General features: G+C 66.7%; 17 protein-coding genes. 4 read left to right on the top strand and 13 right to left on the bottom strand.

Translation table 11 applies throughout. The annotated features are described in order from the left end of the window. Positions 1–33: 33 nt before the first annotated feature. The 5 genes from RCO38_RS15695 to speB (RCO38_RS15675) all read right to left on the bottom strand — a co-directional run bounded on the left by RCO38_RS15695 (position 34) and on the right by speB (RCO38_RS15675) (position 4833). Positions 34–831: an ABC transporter substrate-binding protein gene (locus tag RCO38_RS15695; RefSeq protein WP_308329280.1), complete on the bottom strand. Its 798-nt coding sequence runs from the start codon at positions 829–831 to the stop codon at positions 34–36. Positions 832–901: 70 nt separating this feature from the next. Next, positions 902–1984 (bottom strand): isopenicillin N synthase family dioxygenase, encoded by a 1083-nt coding sequence (locus RCO38_RS15690; protein ID WP_308329279.1) that lies wholly within the window; start codon positions 1982–1984, stop codon positions 902–904. Positions 1985–2001: 17 nt separating this feature from the next. Beyond that, positions 2002–2871 (bottom strand): sugar phosphate isomerase/epimerase family protein, encoded by an 870-nt coding sequence (locus tag RCO38_RS15685; RefSeq protein ID WP_308329278.1) that lies wholly within the window; start codon positions 2869–2871, stop codon positions 2002–2004. After that, positions 2868–3866, bottom strand: a complete 999-nt coding sequence (gene speB, locus RCO38_RS15680; RefSeq protein WP_308329277.1) for an agmatinase — start codon at positions 3864–3866, stop codon at positions 2868–2870. The genes RCO38_RS15685 and speB (RCO38_RS15680) overlap by 4 nt, the downstream gene beginning before the upstream one ends. A gap of 16 nt (positions 3867–3882) precedes the next feature. Next, complete coding sequence (speB, locus tag RCO38_RS15675) at positions 3883–4833, bottom strand: agmatinase (RefSeq protein WP_308329276.1); 951 nt, start codon at positions 4831–4833, stop codon at positions 3883–3885. A gap of 102 nt (positions 4834–4935) precedes the next feature. Here speB (RCO38_RS15675) and RCO38_RS15670 point away from each other — a divergent pair, with 102 nt between their 5' ends. Beyond that, on the top strand, positions 4936–5835 hold the full coding sequence (locus tag RCO38_RS15670; protein WP_308329275.1) for a LysR family transcriptional regulator: 900 nt from the start codon (positions 4936–4938) through the stop codon (positions 5833–5835). 30 nt (positions 5836–5865) lie between these two features. Here the strand turns inward: RCO38_RS15670 and RCO38_RS15665 are convergent, their stop codons facing one another. Next, positions 5866–7485 (bottom strand): M28 family metallopeptidase, encoded by a 1620-nt coding sequence (locus tag RCO38_RS15665; RefSeq protein WP_308329274.1) that lies wholly within the window; start codon positions 7483–7485, stop codon positions 5866–5868. Between the two features lie 234 nt (positions 7486–7719). On the opposite strand from RCO38_RS15665, the gene RCO38_RS15660 reads away from it, so the two are divergent. Further along, positions 7720–8199: a VOC family protein gene (locus RCO38_RS15660; protein ID WP_308329273.1), complete on the top strand. Its 480-nt coding sequence runs from the start codon at positions 7720–7722 to the stop codon at positions 8197–8199. A gap of 66 nt (positions 8200–8265) precedes the next feature. Here RCO38_RS15660 and RCO38_RS15655 read toward each other — a convergent pair whose 3' ends face one another. The 7 genes from RCO38_RS15655 to RCO38_RS15625 all read right to left on the bottom strand — a co-directional run bounded on the left by RCO38_RS15655 (position 8266) and on the right by RCO38_RS15625 (position 16279). After that, complete coding sequence (locus RCO38_RS15655) at positions 8266–9219, bottom strand: hypothetical protein (protein ID WP_308329272.1); 954 nt, start codon at positions 9217–9219, stop codon at positions 8266–8268. 85 nt (positions 9220–9304) lie between these two features. Further along, a complete protein-coding gene (locus RCO38_RS15650) occupies positions 9305–9853 on the bottom strand; it encodes a superinfection exclusion B family protein (RefSeq protein ID WP_308329271.1) in 549 nt (182 codons plus the stop codon). Between the two features lie 23 nt (positions 9854–9876). Then, positions 9877–10698: a hypothetical protein gene (locus tag RCO38_RS15645; protein ID WP_308329270.1), complete on the bottom strand. Its 822-nt coding sequence runs from the start codon at positions 10696–10698 to the stop codon at positions 9877–9879. Positions 10699–10922: 224 nt separating this feature from the next. Then, on the bottom strand, positions 10923–12143 hold the full coding sequence (locus RCO38_RS15640; protein ID WP_308329269.1) for an efflux RND transporter periplasmic adaptor subunit: 1221 nt from the start codon (positions 12141–12143) through the stop codon (positions 10923–10925). Continuing rightward, positions 12140–14509 carry an ABC transporter permease gene (locus RCO38_RS15635; RefSeq protein ID WP_308329268.1) on the bottom strand — a complete coding sequence of 790 codons (2370 nt, stop codon included), beginning with the start codon at positions 14507–14509 and terminating at the stop codon, positions 12140–12142. Before RCO38_RS15635 ends, RCO38_RS15640 begins: the two co-directional genes overlap by 4 nt. Positions 14510–14519: 10 nt before the next feature. Further along, on the bottom strand, positions 14520–15257 hold the full coding sequence (locus RCO38_RS15630; protein ID WP_308329267.1) for an ABC transporter ATP-binding protein: 738 nt from the start codon (positions 15255–15257) through the stop codon (positions 14520–14522). A 152-nt stretch (positions 15258–15409) separates the two neighbouring features. Beyond that, positions 15410–16279, bottom strand: a complete 870-nt coding sequence (locus RCO38_RS15625) for a LysR family transcriptional regulator (RefSeq protein WP_308329266.1) — start codon at positions 16277–16279, stop codon at positions 15410–15412. An 89-nt stretch (positions 16280–16368) separates the two neighbouring features. Between RCO38_RS15625 and RCO38_RS15620 the strand changes: the two genes are divergently transcribed. Together RCO38_RS15620 and RCO38_RS15615 are read left to right on the top strand one after the other, a co-directional pair. After that, complete coding sequence (locus tag RCO38_RS15620; RefSeq protein ID WP_308329265.1) at positions 16369–17091, top strand: AzlC family ABC transporter permease; 723 nt, start codon at positions 16369–16371, stop codon at positions 17089–17091. Then, positions 17081–17389 carry an AzlD family protein gene (locus tag RCO38_RS15615; protein ID WP_308329264.1) on the top strand — a complete coding sequence of 103 codons (309 nt, stop codon included), beginning with the start codon at positions 17081–17083 and terminating at the stop codon, positions 17387–17389. Before RCO38_RS15620 ends, RCO38_RS15615 begins: the two co-directional genes overlap by 11 nt. Positions 17390–17395: the final 6 nt, after the last annotated feature.

Raw genomic sequence — 17395 nt, 5'->3', positions numbered from 1 at the left:
GGGCGGCGTCCTTGTGGCGTGGGCGGCGTCGGCTTACTTGACGGGCGTGAGCTCGTACTTCTTGACCAGCGCGTCGTATTCGCCGGTCTTGCGGATCGCGGCCATCGCCGTCTCGAACGACTGTTTGAGCGCGGTGTTGCCCTTCTTGACGTAGATGCCCAGGGTCTGCGGGTAGACCAGGTCGGGCGAGCTGATGGTCACGCGGCCCTTGGTCTTCTCCACGATCATCTTGGCGGCGCCAGCGATCTCCAGCTGGGCGTCGACGTTGCGGGACATGATGGCCTGCGACACCTCGGGCGCGGTGGGGAATTCCATCACCGTGATGGCGCCCTTGTTGGCGCTCTTGCAGTAGTCGTCCGACAGGGTCTTGAGCAGCTTGACCCAGGAGGTGCCGGCCTGCAGGCCGACCTTGAGGCCGCACAGGTCCTTCTCGGTCTTGGGCGCCACTTTGCTGTCCTTGGCGACCATGATCAGCGCGCCCGAGCTGGCGTAGGGAATGGCGTCGGCCTGGGCCAGGCGCTCGGGTGTGATGTACAGGCCCGAGACCACGGCGTCGTGCTGGCCGGCGGCCAGGCCGGGGATCAGATTGACGAACTTGGTGTCGGTCAGTGCGGGCTTGAGCTTCATCTCGCGCGTCAGCAGCGCGGTCAGGTCGGGGTCGAAGCCGACGATCTTGTCGCCGTCGTAGGACTCGAAGGGCGGGTACGTGGCTTCAAGGCCGACTTTGAGCACGCCAGGGGCCATGGTCTGCGCCTGGGCGCCGGCGAGGCAGCCGAGGCCCACCAGGGCGGCCAGGGCGGTGCGGGAGAAGGAAGTGGTCAGTGGGGACATGGCAAGACTCCTGAGAGAAAAGGAACGGACAAGGAAGGGCAAGGCACGGGGAAACAAACAGGACTGGGTTTCAGGGCGTCGTGGCGGGCTCCGCCGGGGTCGGGTCCAGCGTCTTGAACTGGCCGAAGCTGGTGGTGCCGCGCGCATTGGCCGGCAGCTGCAGTTCGCCCTTGGCCACCTTCTCGCGCAGGTAGCGGTAGGTCTGCAGCGCCATGCTCCACATGTGTTCGCCGATGGCGATGGGCGCGTACTGCGCGGCCTTCTCGCCCGTGGGGTCGAAGGCCGGCAGCGGCGCGATGCGGGTGGCGTAGTCGCAGGCGAAGAACAGCGGGAAGGAATAACGCTCGTGCCGCACCTTGCGCACGCGGTGCGTGGTGGCGACGAAGGCGCCGGCGGTCATGACCTCCAGCATGTCGCCGACATTGATGACGTACAGCTCTTCGCCGTCGATGCTCAGCGGCGGCGCATCGACCCAGCGGCCCTGGTCGTTGAGCACCTCCAGCCCGGCCTGGTCGGCCAGCAGCAGGGTGAAGCACTCGTAGTCGGTGTGGGCGCCGATGCCGGGCGTGTCTTCGGCCGCCGGGTCCACCGGGTAGTGAATCAGGCGCAGCTTGGACGGCGGACAGGTCACGTAGCGGTCCAGTGCGTCCTCGGGCTGGCCCAGTGCCAGCGCGAAGCCGTGCAGCAGCGTGCGGCCGAGCGCGAAGATGCTGTCGTAGTAGGCCGCCACCGCCTCGCGGAAGCCCGGCAGATCGGGCCACTTGTTGCCACCGATCAGCGGCTGGCCGGCCAACACGAAGGGGTGGTCGTCGGCGGCCTCGAAGCCGATGTCCCAGGCCTCCTTGTGGTCGGGCTTGCCGGTGCCATAAATCTCTTCGCCCTCGGGCACGAAGCCCTTGTGGCCGCGGCCCAGGCCGATGTGGTGGCGCATCTTCCAGTCCAGGTCCTGGGCGAACAGCTGCTGCGCGGCGCGGCGCAGGCCGGCGATCTGTTCGGCCGGAATGCCATGGCCCTTGACGTAGAAGAAGCCGACGTGGCGGGCCGCATGGCCGAGCTGGTCGGCCACGGCCTGGCGCTCGGCCAGATCGGGGCTGAACAGGCCGCGGATGTCGATGATGGGCAGCGATTCGAAGTTGGCGGTGGTGCTGGGCATGGCGTTTTGGCGTGGGTTCAGTCAGCGAGGGACACAGGTTGGGCCTGGGCGGCGGACCACTGGGCGAAGTGCTCGGCCTCGGCGCGGGCCATCCACTGGTTCAGGCCCCAGGTGTCGGCCACCGGCGCCTGGGTGAAGGGCAGCAGGTGCGTGTAGCCGTCGGGGCCGAACTCGGGCGTGAGCGTGGTCACCGCCTGGCCGCGGGCGCTCTGCGCGGCCCAGATGCGTTCCCACACGCGGCGGTGAAAGGTCAGCGCGTGGGCGTATTCGGGCGCGGCCGGGTGCGGCACCTGCGGCCCCTGGTCGTAGCCCACACGGGCCTGGATGTGGTGCACCCGTTCGATGAAGGGCGTGAGGTCGTCGGCCGGGTCGTCCAGCAGGCGCTCGCACACCACCACCCAGTGGCTGATGTCGGCGGTGAAGCGCAGCTGCGGCAGCTGGGCAATCACCTCCAGCGCGACCCAGGGGCTGTAGAGCGAGGTGGCACGGTGGACCTCGAAGCTGCACACCGCGCCGGCCGCATCCGCCAGGGCCTGCGCGCGGCCGAAGAACTCGACCTGTTTCGCCAGCGGCCAGCGGTCGTTGCCGGGCAGCACGTTCAGGAAGCGCGCGCCCACGGCCTGCGCGCCGCCGATGCTGGCTTGCAGGCGGTCCCAGTGCTGTTGCAGCGTCCAGTCCTGGCGCGGCACCACGTCGCCGCCGGTGAACACCACGGCGATGTAGTCCAGCCCCTCCTGCTGCAGGCTCTGGCGCAGTGCGCGCTGGGCGAAGGGGTCGCCGGGCAGCCGCGCCTCCACGCCCACGGCCCCCATGCGGCGCACCTCGGCGGCGCAGGTCGCCCAGTCGCCCTGCCAGCCCCAGAGGGAACGGAACAGGTCGAGTTTCATGCGGCGGCCCCCACGCTGGCTGCAGGCAGGCGGCCGAGCCGGGCGTGCGCATCGGCCAGCAGGCACAGCAGTTCAAAGGTCATGGTCGCGCCCACCAGCGAAGTCACGCCGCCCACGTCGAAGGGCGGGCTGACCTCCACCACGTCGGCGCCCACCAGGTTCAGGCCCTGCAGGCCGCGCACCAGGTGCTGCGCCTGCAAGGTCGTCATGCCGCCGATCTCGGGCGTGCCGGTGCCGGGCGCGTAACACGGGTCCAGGCAGTCGACATCGAAGCTGATGTAGGTCGGCGCGACGCCGACAATGCTGCGCGCTTCGGCCAGCAGGTCTTCGTTGCTGCGGGCCGCCACCTCTTCCATCTGCACCACGCGGATGCCCACCGCCTTGGCGAAGTCGAGGTCGGCCGGGTCGTAGACCGAGCCGCGCACACCGATCTGCACCGTGCGCGTCGGGTCCAGCAGGCCCTCTTCCACCGCGCGGCGGAACGGCGTGCCGTGGGTGTAGCGCTGGCCGCCGAAGTAGCTGTCGTTGGTGTCTGAATGGGCGTCGAAATGCACCATGCCGACCGCGCCCTGGCGGGCGATGCCGCGGAACACCGGCAGCGTGACCAGGTGGTCCCCGCCCACCGACAGCGGGCGCACACCGGCCGCGTGCACCCGGCGGTAGAAGGCTTCGATCAGGTCCAGGCCCAGCATCAGGTCCATGGGCGGCAGGGCCACATCGCCCAGGTCGGCCACGCGCGCCAGGTCGTACGGCGCGATGCGGCTGACGTGGTGCACCTTGCGCATCAGCGCCGACTGGTTGCGCACCTCGCGTGGGCCGTGGCGGGCGCCGGCGCGGTTGGTGGTGCCGGCGTCCCAGGGGATGCCGATCAGGCCGATGTCGACCGTGTCCAGCCGGTCGGGCTCGACCATGGGCAGGCGCATGAAGGTGGACAGGCCGGCGAAACGCGGCACCTGGGCGGCGTCCTGCGGCTGGGGGAACGTGGTGGTCGTCATGAGCAGCTTTCTGGAATCAGCGCACGGGCACGCGGGGCAGCACGCACAACATTTCGTAGAGCAGGTTGGCGGCCAGCTGGGCGGTGTTGCCGCTCTGGTCGTAAGGAGGCGAGACCTCGACCAGGTCGCCGCCGATGAGGTTCAGGCCGCGGCAGCCGCGCACGATCTCCAGGCCCTGGATGCTGGTCAGGCCACCGACCTCGGGCGTGCCGGTGCCGGGTGCCCAGGCGGGGTCGATGCCGTCGATGTCGAAGCTCAGGTACACCGGGCCGTCGCCCATGGTCTGGCGCACCTCGTCCATCAGCGGGGCCAGCGGGCGGTACCAGCACTGTTCGGCGGTGAACAGGCGGAAGCCCTGGTCCACGCCCCACTGGAAGTCGGCGCTGGTGTAGCCCTGGGCGCGCTGGCCGATCTGCACCACGCGTTTGCAGTCCAGCAGGCCCTCTTCCACCGCGCGGCGGAAGGTGGTGCCGTGGGCGATCTTCTCGCCGAACATGTGGTCGTTGGTGTCGGTGTGGGCGTCCACATGGACCAGCCCCACCGGGCCGTGCTTCTTGGCCAGCGAGCGCAGGATGGGCAGCGTGATGGTGTGGTCACCGCCCAGCGTCAGCGGCACCACCTTGTGCGGCAGCAGCGTGTCGTAGTGCGCCTCAATGATGCGCACCGATTCGAGCAGGTTGTAGGTGTTGATGGGCACATCGCCGAGGTCGGCCACCTGCAGGCCATCGAACGGTGCGGCGCCGGTGGCCATGTTGTAGGGCCGGATCATCACCGACTCGTTGCGGATGCTGCGCGGACCAAAACGGGTGCCGGCGCGCAGCGAGGTGCCGATGTCCAGCGGCACGCCGATGAAGGCGGCGTCCAGCCCCTCGGGCGATTCGGCGGCGGGCAGCCTCAGCATGGTGCCCCGCCCCGCAAAACGGGGCATCTCGTTGCCCCCCTGGGGCTGGTTGAAGTGAGCGGTCATTCGGTTCCGGGTCGGTGGTCGTGTGCTGATGCCCATTCTTCGTGCGTCCCCTGGCACGACAAATGCTCAGAACCAAAAACTCACTTCAGACTTTTCACAACCATGGCCTCAACCACCGCCCCGCTGCCGGACATGAAGCTGCTGCGCATCTTCTCCAGCGTCGCCCGCCACCAGGGCTTCGCCAAGGCGCAGCAGGAGCTCAACCTCACGCTCTCGGCCATCAGCACCTACATGAGCCAGCTCGAAAGCCTGCTGGGCTTCAAGCTCTGCGACCGCGGCCGCAGCGGCTTCTCGCTCACCGAAAAGGGCGAGCTGCTGCTCGGCGAGGTGCAGCGCCTGCTGGGCGAGATCGACGGCTTCGGCAGCTTCGCCGCCTCGCTCAAGGGCGGCCTCTCGGGCACGCTGCGCATCGGCGTCATCGACTCCACCGTCACCGACAGCGCCCTGCGCCTGTCGGACGCCATCGGCGCGTTCAACCAGCGCCACCCTGCCGTGCACCTGGCCCTGTTCGTCAAGAACCCCTACGACCTGCAGGAGGGCATCCTCAACAACGAGCTGGACCTGGCGATCGGCTTCTTTCCCACCCGCCCGCCGGGCCTGGTGTTCCAGCCCCTCTACCGGGAACAGCAGTGGCTGTACTGCAGCAACCAGCACCCGCTGTTCGCCCAGCGCCACATCGCGGAGGCGCAGGTGTCCGAGCTCAACGTCGTGCGCCGCAGCTACTGGAGCAAGGCCGAGCTGGGCAAACACGGCATGAAGAACAGCGTGGCCACGGTGGACAGCATGGAGGCGCAGCTGTTCCTCATCCTCTCGGGCGGCTACGTGGGCTACCTGCCCGAACACTACGCCCAGCCGTGGATGGACCAGGGCAAGCTGCGCGTGCTGCTGCCGGCCAGCTTCGGCTTCCAGTCGCCCTTCATGCTGGCCACGCGCCGCGGCCGCGGGCGCGAGGCACCGATCCAGATCATGCGCGAGCTGCTGCTGCGCAAGATGCGGGGTTGAATCGGGCCTGCGGGCAGCAGCGTGCAGGGGTCAGTTCCCCACGCGCTCCGGGTGCAGCGGCTTGAGGGCCGGCATGCGGAAGTTGCCCTTGCCGCGCTGGTCGTTCACGCTCGAGGTGTTCATCGAGAACAGCAGCGTGGTATAGGCCACGGCGTCGGCGTTGATGTCCAGCGCGGTGTCGCTGTTGTTGGCGTAGGTGTCGCAGGCCTGGTGGTAGCAGGGGTCGTAGGCCGTGCCCGCCGTGCCGCCCCACAGCGCCGCTTCTTCCGCGGTCTTGATGCCTTCGGCGCCGGTGAACAGGCCGCCGGCCGGGATCAGGTTCTGGATGAAGGCCCGGTAGTCGGAACGACCATCGAAGTCTGTGCCCTTGAACGGCACGCCGCGCTGCATGTAGAACGACTCGAAGGCCTTCTCGATCTGGTCCGACCCGCCCGGGCCGGGGCCTTCGCCCGTGCCGTCCGAATCGTCGCCGTCGTAGATGAAGAAGACGTGGTTGGGCGAGCCGATCATGTCGAAGTTCAGGTACAGCGCGATGCGGTCCTTCTCGGCCTGGGACAGCCCTTCCACATAGTTCGTGGAGCCCACCAGCCCCGACTCTTCCGCGCCCCAAAGTGCGAAGCGCAGCTTGTTGCGGGGCTTGACCTTTGCCATCTGCACCGCGGTCTCCAGGATCGCCGCGACACCCGAGCCGTTGTCGTTGATGCCCGGACCTTCGTTCACCGAGTCGAGGTGCGCGCCCACCATCACCACGTTGTTCGGATCGCCCGTGCGCGACTCGGCGATCACGTTGCTGGTGGTCGCCTCACCGCGGAAGGTGTCGGTCTTGAGCCGCAGCACCAGCCCCGGCGTGGCCGCCAGTTGCTGGCCCAGGGCCTGGGTGATGCCGGTCACGCCGATGTCCAGCGTGAAGGCCTCGCCCAGCGTGCCGTTGAGATCGCCGGCAACGTTGTTGTAGATCACGACCCCGCTCGCACCGGCCGCCAGGGCATTGGTGGCCTTGAGGGCGAAGGGGCAGGCGCCACGGCTGATGAGCGCGATGTTGCCCGCCGGGAAACCGGCGAAGTCCGCCGCCTCGCAGCCCGGGGTGCCGTCGCCCGGCGGCGGTGTCAGCGCCGTCACAGGAGCCGTCACGTCGCCGCTGCCGGAGTACTCCATGATGTTGTTCGCCAGCGGACCCGCGGGGCCCGGCGACACCTGCTCCAGCACCGTGGGCGAGAGCGCGATGAAGGTCTGGAACTGGAACTCGGTGACGGTGACGAGGTAGCCCGCGTCACGCAGCACCTTGGCCGCGTAGTCCACCGAAGCGTCGTAACCGGGTGTGCCCGAGGTGCGGATGCCATTGTTTTCATCGGCAATGGTCTGCAACGCCTGCTGGTGGCGCCGGACACCGGCCAGGGTCACGCACTCCAGCAGTTTGTTGAACGTGTTGTTGACCCGGTTGAGGCAACTGGGAGATGACGATCCAGCGGCCGCCGCCCCTCCCACTGCGGCCACCTCTGTCGTCAGCATCCGGGCGGTGGCGAGGTCGCCCCCGCTGTCGCCGGACGAGTCGCTGCCTCCGCCGCACGCCGCCACGAGCAAGGTCGCGGCGAACGCCGCGCCCCATCGCCCTCGCATCAGACGCCGCCCCATCAAACCGGTGTGTTCCATGTCCATCTCCTGTGTGTGTTGTTGATGCTTCGGATCCCGCCGCCGTCGAACAACTGGCACCCCGGCCTGACCGACCGCGAGGGGATGGGCAGCGTACTCCCCGCGGCTCTGCGGCACCAAGACGACTTACAGAAAGACACCGAAGAAACCTCTGCAGGACAGAACACCCGCCCCTCGACGACCGCCGTGCATTCCGGCTATCGTGGGTGCCCTTCAAAACACTAGGAGACGCTCATGCCCGCCAAGAACACGATTTGCCTCTGGTTCAACGGCGCCGCGGAAGAAGCCGCGCGCTTCTACGCGGCCACATTTCCGGACAGCGCCGTAGGCGCGGTCATGCGCGCGCCGGGCGACTACCCCTCCGGCCAGCAGGGCGATGTGCTGACCGTCGAATTCACCGTCATGGGCATTCCCTGCCTCGGCCTCAATGGCGGCCCGGCCTTCCCGCAGACCGAAGCCTTCTCGTTCCAGGTGGCCACCGACGACCAGGCCGAAACCGACCGCCTGTGGAACGCCATCGTCGGCAATGGCGGCCAGGAAAGCGCCTGCGGCTGGTGCAAGGACAAGTGGGGCCTGTCGTGGCAGATCACCCCGCGCGTATTGACCGCCGCCATCAACGACCCGGACCGCGCAGCCGCCAAGCGGGCGTTCGACGCGATGATGGGGATGAGGAAGATTGATGTGGCGGGGATTGAGAAGGCTTGGCGTGGGTGACCGCAATTGCGTTGGTCGGCAGCTCTCGGCCAGGAGCGGCGTTCGATCAAACGGGTAAACAGTCGCTCAACGTAATTTAGACCCCACAGGCGACAGTACGACAAGACGACCATCTACGCCGGCAATGGTTGTGTCGATTCTCTCCATATCGCTCGGTGCATCGGGCAAGAACAACAGGATGCCGTCCTTGACACCACCAATGAGCAAGTAGTGCTCCACCTGCGCGACAGCATTCGCATAGTTTTGCCTCATAAGCCGCCGCTTGATCTCAATGACGACTTTTTCCCCACCACGCGATACAAGCAAGTCAGCTCGAAACGGCTTGTCCGCATCTAAGCGGGCCTCGGTCTCAACCGCTAGCTCCGGAGCGGCCGACGACAAGAAGCCATGGAGTGCGCCAATTACTTGCGACTCAGTTGCTTTGCTGGAGGACGATGTAGAAGGCAAGTGGATTGCACAGAACTGATTCAGTAAATCTGTGAGCCTGATCAGCAGGTCGGCGTTCACAGTTTGGGCGAGGCTCGCTTCGAGTACCGCCTTCTGCGCTTCTGCCTCCGCCAGCGACCTCGTATAAGCGATACGTTCAGCAATCTGATCGAGGAGAAGACATGCGAACGCCGATACCGAAACTATTGCAAGGAATGCCTCGCTCTCGTCAAAATCCAGCTTGTAGTCATGGGCCGATGGGTTGCGCCACTCCGTACGATACGTAGTCAGTTGGCTAAGCACTCTGCTGCGGAAGATGTTGTTCTGCTCAAGATAGTTCTCGATGTCGAAGGGACGCTTCTTTGCAGGGTCTTGGCCGGCCAAGACTCGATAGGCTTCCTTGACACTGCCTTCAAACGCTTGGTTTGTCCTATAGATTGCGTCAGTAAAGGCAGTTTCGTCGTCGGTCTCTTGTCCACGCGAGAGATGTCGGAAGGCCGTCTCAATATGAAGTAGCACCGCCTTCAATCCAGGAACGTAATCGCCATCCTCCAGCACGTCGATCTTTTTTCGCAGCGTATCAACAAGATTCATGATTTCTGGAGGCTAACGTTCAAAATCACCGGCGCTGCGCGGGTTTATCGCGCAGCGCCGTTGGATTGCAGGGTTGGGTCTCGTGCTACCAATACGACTCCCGTTTATCAGTGCGGTAAGTATTGGTAGTTCCTTCGAGCAAATGCGGGTGTACGTGGAGATAGTCCCACGCAAACTCGTTGATATTGTGTGCGAACCCTTCGAGGGCGTTGCCCATCGAAGCGGACAAGTGAATGATGCCGCTGGCTTTGAGTCCTTGCACGACACCATCGTCGATGCGGAGCGTGTTTGCGCGAGTGTTCTCCGCGAGGTAGTACCGGAGAATTTGCTTTTCGTCTTCGGTCAGGCACTGCAATCGCTCCTCGATACGCCGATAGCGGCGCCTCCTGAACCACCATTGCTTTACGAGAGCGATGCCGTCGCCGATAACGGAAACCAAGAAAAGCGCGACGGTGACAACGAGGGTAAGACCCAGCATAGGGCGATTGTTTTGTGCAAGCTCAAATACTCCGATGAACTTGAGAAACTCCTCGTTGGCAAAGAGAAGAAAGGCAGCCATGACACCAAGCGCTATGAGATAGCGTGGAGCGAGCTTCAGGAATTCAAGAAATGTCTTGGCGGCGTCAGCGAACATATTGAGAGGTCTAACGTACTAGCTCAGGGGCGCGAAGCCGGCTTGCCGGCGTAGCGTCCCTCTGGAGTGGATTGTTGGGCTGTGACTTGACGCAGCACACTACTAAATTCCTCAAGAAAATCGCTAAGCACTTTTTTCTGCTCAGGACTTTCTGGCCTAGCCAATACAGTCAATCTGTCCTTGAATCGGAGAAGAAGCGTTAGATAGAAATTGCGTTTCTTATCTTCAGCACCGTCCAAATTCTTGGAGATGTTGGTTAGCTCTTCACGGGCGTTTTGAATCTGAGTGTCAAATTCTCCAGAGAATCCACGCATGAGATGATTTCCAACCAGCCTCGCTTGGAGGCCCTTCTTTTGAATTTGATGGGTCGATGAACGAATCTCTACCAACAAACAACTCATGGAACTGCGAATCTTCTCGATGGGGGTTTCTGGGAAATGATCATCTATGCGACTGAAGGCCATGCTGTCGATCAGCGCCGCAACCTGCTGCTTTGAAATATCAACTGGCTTCCAGCTATGAGCAAATTCGTTCCGAATTTTACGCAGGCGCTCTAGATCGAGAAATTGCTCTTTGGTGATTAGGCCAATGGCGTAAGCTGCCTTAATACGGGAAGAAAATGCTCCCAGAGGAGCATTGAAACCCTCGATAAGTTGTGTCGTCGCCTCTGAGGGCGTCATGAATGCCTTCAGTAGTTCGCCGAGGGCTTCTTCAGCGAATGCCGCTAACGAGAGGACTAAGCCTCGATCATCAAGGTCACGCAATGATCGCGTGAGTAGGTTTATTCCACCAAAAACCTCATCTTCTGGTTCGGGTGGATCTGGAATCTTCGGTTCGTTCTGCATCGCAGCCTAACGTAATGTATCCCGCAGAAACTGCGGGATATTCTGGACGGTGCGGGATATTCTGGTCACGTCATTCCTCCGAAAGTGCAATCAGATCAACCATTTGAGCGTGAACGCCTGACAGTTATACCGGTATATGTAACTCGCGAAACCCGGCAGCCTCGGTTGCAGGTGATGTTTTTGGGCTTTCAGTGTTCCGGAAGGCTGCTTCGGGTCGAAAGCTGTCAGCGAGCCACCCTGACCCGCACCGGCTGCCCCTCCTTCATCCCGCTCCCCGGATAAAGAATCACCGTCTCCCCTGCCTTCAGCCCGTCCTTCACCCAGGCGCTGTCTGCGTTGCGGTCGCTGAAGCTCACCGCCCTCGCTCGGGCCTTGCCGGCCTCCACCACGAACACCTGCCAGCCCTCCCCTTGCCTGACCAGTGCGGCCGAGGGCACGAGCAGCGCACTGTCTTGCGCTGACACGGTAATGCGCGCGTCGACGCGGAAGCCGTCGCCGAGTTTCTGCAGTTCTTCGGGCGGCGCCTGGAGCGCGACCGTCACGTTGACGCGCTGTTCCTCGATGCCCAGGGCCGAGGTCTTGGTGAACGCGACCGGGTCCACGCGGGCCACCTGCCCGGCCAGCGGCGGCTGGTTGCGGCCGGTGGCCAGTTGCACGGCGGCGCCCGCGGCGATGCGCGGCGCGTCGCCGGAGAGCACGTCGATCACGGCTTCCATGGCGCCGGTGTCACCGATCTCTAGCAACGGCGCGCCGGCCTGCACGGGTTCGCTACTGTCTTTGTGCAGCTTGAGCACGCGGCCGTTCACCGGGCTCTTGAGTGACCACATGCCTTGGACGGCGCCGCTCGGCTCGGCACGGCCCAGCGCGGCGCGGGCTTCGCTGGCGGCGTGGCCGGCGGCGGCCTGTTCGGCCTGCGCGGCTTTCAGGGCCTGGGCCGCGGCTTCGCGCGCCAGACGGCTCTGGTCGCGGGCGGACGGGGCGATGAAGTTGTCCTTGGCGAGCTGCGCAGAGCGTTCGGCTTCGAGCGTGGCCTGGGCCAGCGCGGCCTGGGCGCGCTGCACGTTGGCGCGCGCGGCGGCCACGGCGGCGTCGGCGCTGCCCACGCGCTGCTGCAGCACGTTGCGGGTGCGCGCGTCGATCATGCCGGGCGCATTGGGCGCGAGCACGGCCACCACGTCGCCGGCCTTCACCGCGTCGCCCACCTTGAGCGTGGGCCGCTGCAGTTGCGCGGCGGTGGGCGCGGTGACCAGGTAGCGCTGTTGCAGGCGCAGCTGGCCGTCTTCCTCGATCACCTGCTCGAAGCGGCCTTCGGCCACGGTGGCGGTTTCCACGTCCAGCGGACGCGGGCGGTAGGAGGCCCAGAGGATGGCGGCCAGGGCGGCCACGGCCAGTCCGCCGATGAGCCAGCGGCGTTTTTTGGCCGCACCGTTGTTCGACTTGTTCATTCGCGTACCTTCAAGACAGAGACCAGATCCAGACGGTCGATGTGGCGGCGCACCAGCAAGGCGCTGGCCACACCGGCGGCCAGCACGATGAGCGCGGCCGAGGCGTAGGTGGACGGTTCGATGACCACCGGAAAATCGATCGCGTCGCTGGCCATGAGCCGCATCATCAGCGTGGCCAGGCCCCAGCCCGCCAGCGCGCCCAGCGGCAGCGCGATCAGCAGTTCGGCCGCCAGCTCGGCCAGCAGCAGCACCGAGACCTCGGCCCGCGTCATGCCCAGCACGCGCAGGCTGGCCAGTTCCCAGGCGCGCTCGGAGAGCGAGATGCGCGCCGCGTTGTAGATGATGCCCACCGCCATGGCCACGGCGAACAGCGTGAGGATGCCGCTGAACACGCCCATGTTGCGTTCGGTGCGGTGGTTGAACTCGGCCATGGAGCTGGCCTTGTCGAACACCGAGTTGATGCCGGGCGCCGCCTTCACCGCAGCCCAGAAGGCGGGCATGGCGGCCGGGTCCACCTGCAGCGCCGCGTCGGCCACGCCGTCGCCATCGCCGGCCAGGCGGTTGAGGGTGTCCAGGTTCATGTAGAGCAGTTGGCCGAACATGGTGCGGGCGATGTCGACCACCTCCACCTCCACGCTGCGCCGGCTCCACAGGCGGAACTGCAGCGTGATGCGGTCGCCCACCCGGGCGCCGATCTCGCGCGCCAGCAAACCCGAGAGCACCACGCCCTGCGCCGGCAGGGCCAGCGCGCCACGGTCTTCGTCGACCAGGCGCATGAGTTTGGCGTTGCCGCGCAGGGCCATCACCGCGGTGTCGTGGCTGCGCCCGCGCAGCGTCACCTTCACCGGTTCGGTGCGGTAGACCTCGGCGTCGAGCACGCCGGGCAGGCGCTGCAGGTCGCGCACCACGGTCACGGGCACCGGGCGGTGGAAGTTGACCAGCACGTCGCCCTGCTGCACCTGGCGGAACTGCACGTCCACGATGTGGGCGATGGCGTCGAGCCAGAAGGCGCCCGAGATCTGCAGGGCCACCGCCAGCGCGATGCCGGTGACGGTGAAGGCCGCGCGCAGCGGCCGGCGTTCGAGGTTGCGCACCACCATGCGCGCGCTGGTGGAGAGCAGGCGCCCCAGGCCCAGGCGCTCGACCAGGGTGGCGGTGTAGACCGGCGGCGCTGGCGGCAGCATGGCCTGCGCAGGGCGCAGCCGCACCACGGCGTGAATCGCGGTCCAGGTGCCCGCGGCGGCGGCCAGCCCGGCGATGGCGGCCGAGAGCAGCACCAGGGTGGTGTCGGTGGCGTAGGCCAGGCGGTTGAAGCGGAACACCTCGTCGTACAGGCTGAGCATGCCGCGGCCAATCAGCTGGCTCAGGCCCAGGCCCACCGCCACGCCCAGCCCGGCGATGACCAGCGCCAGCTGGATGTAGTGCCACGCGATGGCGCCGTCGGTGTAGCCCAGGGCCTTGAGCGCGGCGATCTGGCTGCGCTGCGTGGCCACCTGGCGGCTGAGCACCACGTTGAGGATGAACATGGCCACGGCCAGGAAGATGGCCGGCAGCACCGTGCCCATGACCTTGAGCTGCGCCAGTTCGTCGCTGACGATCTTGGTGGAGAGCTGGCGGTCGCGCCCCACCGCGCCGATGCTGCCGTAGGGTTCGAGCAGGCGGTCCAGCGGCGTGAGCACGGCGCGCTCGGGCACACCGGCTTCGAGCCGCAGCGAGGCCTGGTTGAACGCGCCCTGCATGTCGAACAGCTCGGTCATGCGGGCGCCGTCGATCCACCAGATGCCGAAGCCCGTGTCGTCGGGTGCGCCGCCCTGCGAGGCGAACACGTATTCGGGCGTGGCGGCCGTGCCCACCAGGTGGATGCGCTCGCGCCGGCCGTTGAGGATGGCGTGCACCACGTCGCCGGGCTTGAGGCTGCGGGCGGCGGCGAAGCGGTCGCTGACCAGGGCTTCAAGCTGGGCACCGCGCTCGGGCCAGCGGCCCTGTTTGAGGCTGAGCGCGTTCAGGCCCTGGCGCCCGGCCCGCGCGGCCGACAGGTCCAGCCCGATGAAGCGGCCGGTAACCGGCTGCACCACTTCGGGCAGGTCGACCTGGGCGTCGAACACCACGTCGAGCTTCACCTCCGCCACGCCGGGAATGGCGCGGAGGCGCTCGCCCAGCGACACCGGCGCACGCTTGATGCCGGCGAACAGGTCGGCCAGGCGGTTGTCGGCGTAGAAGGCGTCGCGCGAGGTCTTGAGCGAGTCGTGCACCGCGAACATGCCCACGAAGCCGGCCACGCCGATGGCCACCACCACCGCGATGGTGAGCACCTGCGCACGCAGGCGCTTGAGGTCGCGCCAGAGTTTGGTGTGCAGCGTGCTCATCTTGTGTGTGTCACCAGCGCAGCGTGGACGCGGCCACCTTGTGGGGGTTCACATGGCTCTCGACGATGCGGCCGTCGGCCAGGCGCAGCACGCGGTCGGCCATGTCGGCGATGGGCGCGTTGTGGGTGATGACCACGGTGGTCGTGCCCAGTTCGCGGTTCACGCGCTCAATGGCCTGCAGCACCATCACGCCGGTGGCGCAGTCCAGCGCGCCGGTGGGTTCGTCGCACAGCAGCACGGCCGGGCGCTTGGCGATGGCGCGCGCGATGGCCACGCGCTGCTGCTCGCCGCCCGAGAGCTGCGAGACGAAGTGGTGGCGCCGCTCGGCCAGGCCCACCAGGGCCAGTGCCTCGGCCGGGTCCATCGGGTCCTCGGCCAGGTCGGTCACCAGCGCCACGTTTTCTTCGGCGGTCAGGCTGGGGATGAGGTTGTAGAACTGGAACACGAAGCCCACGTGCTCGCGCCGGTAGCGCGTGAGCTCGGCGTCGCCCGCGCCGATGAGTTCGTGCACCTGGCCTTCGTGCGTCCAGCTCGCCGAGCCGCTGGTGGCCGTGTCCAGCCCGCCCAGGATGTTCAGCAGCGTGGACTTGCCGCTGCCCGAGGCGCCCAGCAACACCACGAACTCGCCGCGCACGATGTCCAGGTCCACGCCGCGCAGCGCGTGCACGGCCGTGTCGCCCTCGCCATAGGTCTTGGTGAGGGCGCGGGCGGTGAAGACGGAGAACATCTCGGGAGTGGTGACAGCCATGCCCGGATGTTCGCGCAGATGGCCGGAGTTGCAATGACTTGTGTCAGAAACCGGCCAGATTCCTCGGCTCAGTCCGGGAAGCGCTCCACGTGTGTCTCGCCCCGGCGGCCGAAGTAGGTGGAAGGTTCATTTCGTTTGCACGCCCCAACAGCTCAGCCCGTCGTCGACTGCCGCAAAGTCCTCACCAGCAGGTCGTGCAGACCGTCCACCGCCTTGTTGCCGCGCGATTCGCGGCTGCGGTAGACGCCCACCTCCATCGGCATCAGCGGCCCCAGGCCGTGCTCAGCGCCCAGCACCTGCAGGTGCGGCGGCGCACTGCACTGCGTGAGCACCGCCACCGCCAGGCCGCTGTCCACCGCCGCGATCTGCCCCGCCAGGCTGGAGCTGTTGTAGACCACCTTGTAGCGCCGCCCCTGCTGCGCCAGCGACTGGATCGCGCCGCGCCTTGCCAGACTGGCCTCCTCGTAGACCGCGATCGGTAGCGGGTCGCGCCGCCACAGCTCGAACTGCGGCGAGCCGACCCAGACCATGGGCTCGTGGAACAGCAGGGTGCCGCGCCGCGCGTGGTCGCGCGAGACCAGGGCCAGGTCCAGCTCGCCGCGCGCGACGCGAGGAATCAGTGCGGGTGACTGCTCGCAGTGCAGCTCGATCTCGACCCCGCTGTGCTTGGGCGCGAAGCGCTTGAGCACCGGCGTGAGATACCTCGCGGCGTAGTCGTCGGGCACGCCCAGGCGTACACGGCCGGTCAGCTCGTCGCCGTGCAGCGCGGCCTGCGCCTCGGCCTGCAGGTCGAGCATGCGCCGCGCGTAGCCCAGCAGGGTCTGGCCGTCGGGTGTGAGCTGCAGCTTGCGCGGCCCACGCTCCAGCAGGCGCCGGCCGACCGCGTCTTCCAGTTTCTTGAGCTGCATGCTCACGGCCGACTGCGAGCGGTGCACCTCGCCCGCCGCGGCCGACAGCGAACCGGTGTCCACCACCGCCACAAAACACCGGAGCCAGTCGATCTGCAGATCCTGCGCTTTCATGGAGGGCGTCCTTGCATGCGTTTATCGAATGGAAACGATGTGAATTTTGCGCTTTTCGGGATGCATCAAAGCCGGCACAGTCTCGCGCCATGACCACATCCAACGACCTGCGCACACAAAGTGCCCTCACCCGCCCCCTGGTGTGGGCGGGCTTTCGCGAGATGCTGCCCATCGCCCTGTTCGTGCTGGTGTTCGGCGCGGCCTTCGGCCTGGCGGCCATGCAGCACGGGCTGGGCACCACCTGGACGGTGCTGATGAGCTCGGCCGTGTTCGCCGGCGCGGCGCAGTTCGCGGTGCTGGAGCTGTGGGGGCCGCAGGTGCCGATGCTGACCCTGGCGCTGACGGTGTTCGCGATCAACGCGCGCCACCTGCTGATGGGCGCCACGCTCTACCCCTGGCTGCGCCAGTTGCCAACCGTCCGGCGTTATGGCGTGATGGCGCTGGCCTCGGACTCCAACTGGGCACTGGCCATGCAGGCCATGGGGCGCGGGCAACCGGGTCTGGGCCTGCTGCTGGGCGGTGGGCTGGCGCTGTGGGTGTTCTGGATCATGGGCACCGTGCTGGGCACGCAGGTGGGCAGCCTGATCGCCGATGCGCGGCGCTGGGGCCTGGACATGGTGATGGGCTGCTTCCTGCTGGCCATGGTGGTCGGCGGGCAGAAGAACCCGCGCATGCTGCTGATCTGGGCGGTGGCGGCCGGCGCCTCGATCGCGGCCTGGCACTGGCTGCCGGAGAACAGCCACGTGGTGACGGGCACGCTGGCCGGCGGCTTGCTGGGCCTGCTGTGGAAGGAGGAGAGCGATGAGCGTTGAATCCACCGGCTGGGGCGCGCTGCTGATCGTCGCGGTGATGGCGCTGGTGACCCTGGCCACCCGCTGGGGCGGCGTGTTCGTCATGGCCTACGTGCCCATCGGGCCGCGCGTGCGGCGCTTCATCGCGGCCATGTCGGGCTCGGTGCTGGTGGCCGTGCTGGCGCCGCTGGCCGCGCAGGGCGACCTCGGCGCCCGCGCTGCAATGGCCACCACCGCCCTGGTGATGCTGGTGCTGAGGAAGCCGCTGCCGGCGATTGCGGCCGGGATTGTGGCAGCGGCCCTGTTCAGGCAGTTCTGAGCGCGC

Source organism: Hydrogenophaga pseudoflava, from assembly GCF_031020795.1.
Classification (GTDB): Bacteria; Pseudomonadota; Gammaproteobacteria; order Burkholderiales; family Burkholderiaceae_C; genus Hydrogenophaga; species Hydrogenophaga pseudoflava_A.
This window is presented reverse-complemented; position numbering and strand designations above follow the sequence as displayed.

What these genes read in the sequence shown, in the direction of transcription:
- RCO38_RS15695 (WP_308329280.1), bottom strand. Translation starts at nt 831, where the DNA reads ATGTCCCCACTGACCACTTCCTTCTCCCGCACCGCCCTGGCCGCCCTG.
- RCO38_RS15690 (WP_308329279.1), bottom strand. Translation starts at nt 1,984, where the DNA reads ATGCCCAGCACCACCGCCAACTTCGAATCGCTGCCCATCATCGACATC.
- RCO38_RS15685 (WP_308329278.1), bottom strand. Translation starts at nt 2,871, where the DNA reads ATGAAACTCGACCTGTTCCGTTCCCTCTGGGGCTGGCAGGGCGACTGG.
- speB (WP_308329277.1), bottom strand. Translation starts at nt 3,866, where the DNA reads ATGACGACCACCACGTTCCCCCAGCCGCAGGACGCCGCCCAGGTGCCG.
- speB (WP_308329276.1), bottom strand. Translation starts at nt 4,833, where the DNA reads ATGACCGCTCACTTCAACCAGCCCCAGGGGGGCAACGAGATGCCCCGT.
- RCO38_RS15670 (WP_308329275.1), top strand. Translation starts at nt 4,936, where the DNA reads ATGGCCTCAACCACCGCCCCGCTGCCGGACATGAAGCTGCTGCGCATC.
- RCO38_RS15665 (WP_308329274.1), bottom strand. Translation starts at nt 7,485, where the DNA reads ATGGAACACACCGGTTTGATGGGGCGGCGTCTGATGCGAGGGCGATGG.
- RCO38_RS15660 (WP_308329273.1), top strand. Translation starts at nt 7,720, where the DNA reads ATGCCCGCCAAGAACACGATTTGCCTCTGGTTCAACGGCGCCGCGGAA.
- RCO38_RS15655 (WP_308329272.1), bottom strand. Translation starts at nt 9,219, where the DNA reads ATGAATCTTGTTGATACGCTGCGAAAAAAGATCGACGTGCTGGAGGAT.
- RCO38_RS15650 (WP_308329271.1), bottom strand. Translation starts at nt 9,853, where the DNA reads ATGTTCGCTGACGCCGCCAAGACATTTCTTGAATTCCTGAAGCTCGCT.
- RCO38_RS15645 (WP_308329270.1), bottom strand. Translation starts at nt 10,698, where the DNA reads ATGCAGAACGAACCGAAGATTCCAGATCCACCCGAACCAGAAGATGAG.
- RCO38_RS15640 (WP_308329269.1), bottom strand. Translation starts at nt 12,143, where the DNA reads ATGAACAAGTCGAACAACGGTGCGGCCAAAAAACGCCGCTGGCTCATC.
- RCO38_RS15635 (WP_308329268.1), bottom strand. Translation starts at nt 14,509, where the DNA reads ATGAGCACGCTGCACACCAAACTCTGGCGCGACCTCAAGCGCCTGCGT.
- RCO38_RS15630 (WP_308329267.1), bottom strand. Translation starts at nt 15,257, where the DNA reads ATGGCTGTCACCACTCCCGAGATGTTCTCCGTCTTCACCGCCCGCGCC.
- RCO38_RS15625 (WP_308329266.1), bottom strand. Translation starts at nt 16,279, where the DNA reads ATGAAAGCGCAGGATCTGCAGATCGACTGGCTCCGGTGTTTTGTGGCG.
- RCO38_RS15620 (WP_308329265.1), top strand. Translation starts at nt 16,369, where the DNA reads ATGACCACATCCAACGACCTGCGCACACAAAGTGCCCTCACCCGCCCC.
- RCO38_RS15615 (WP_308329264.1), top strand. Translation starts at nt 17,081, where the DNA reads ATGAGCGTTGAATCCACCGGCTGGGGCGCGCTGCTGATCGTCGCGGTG.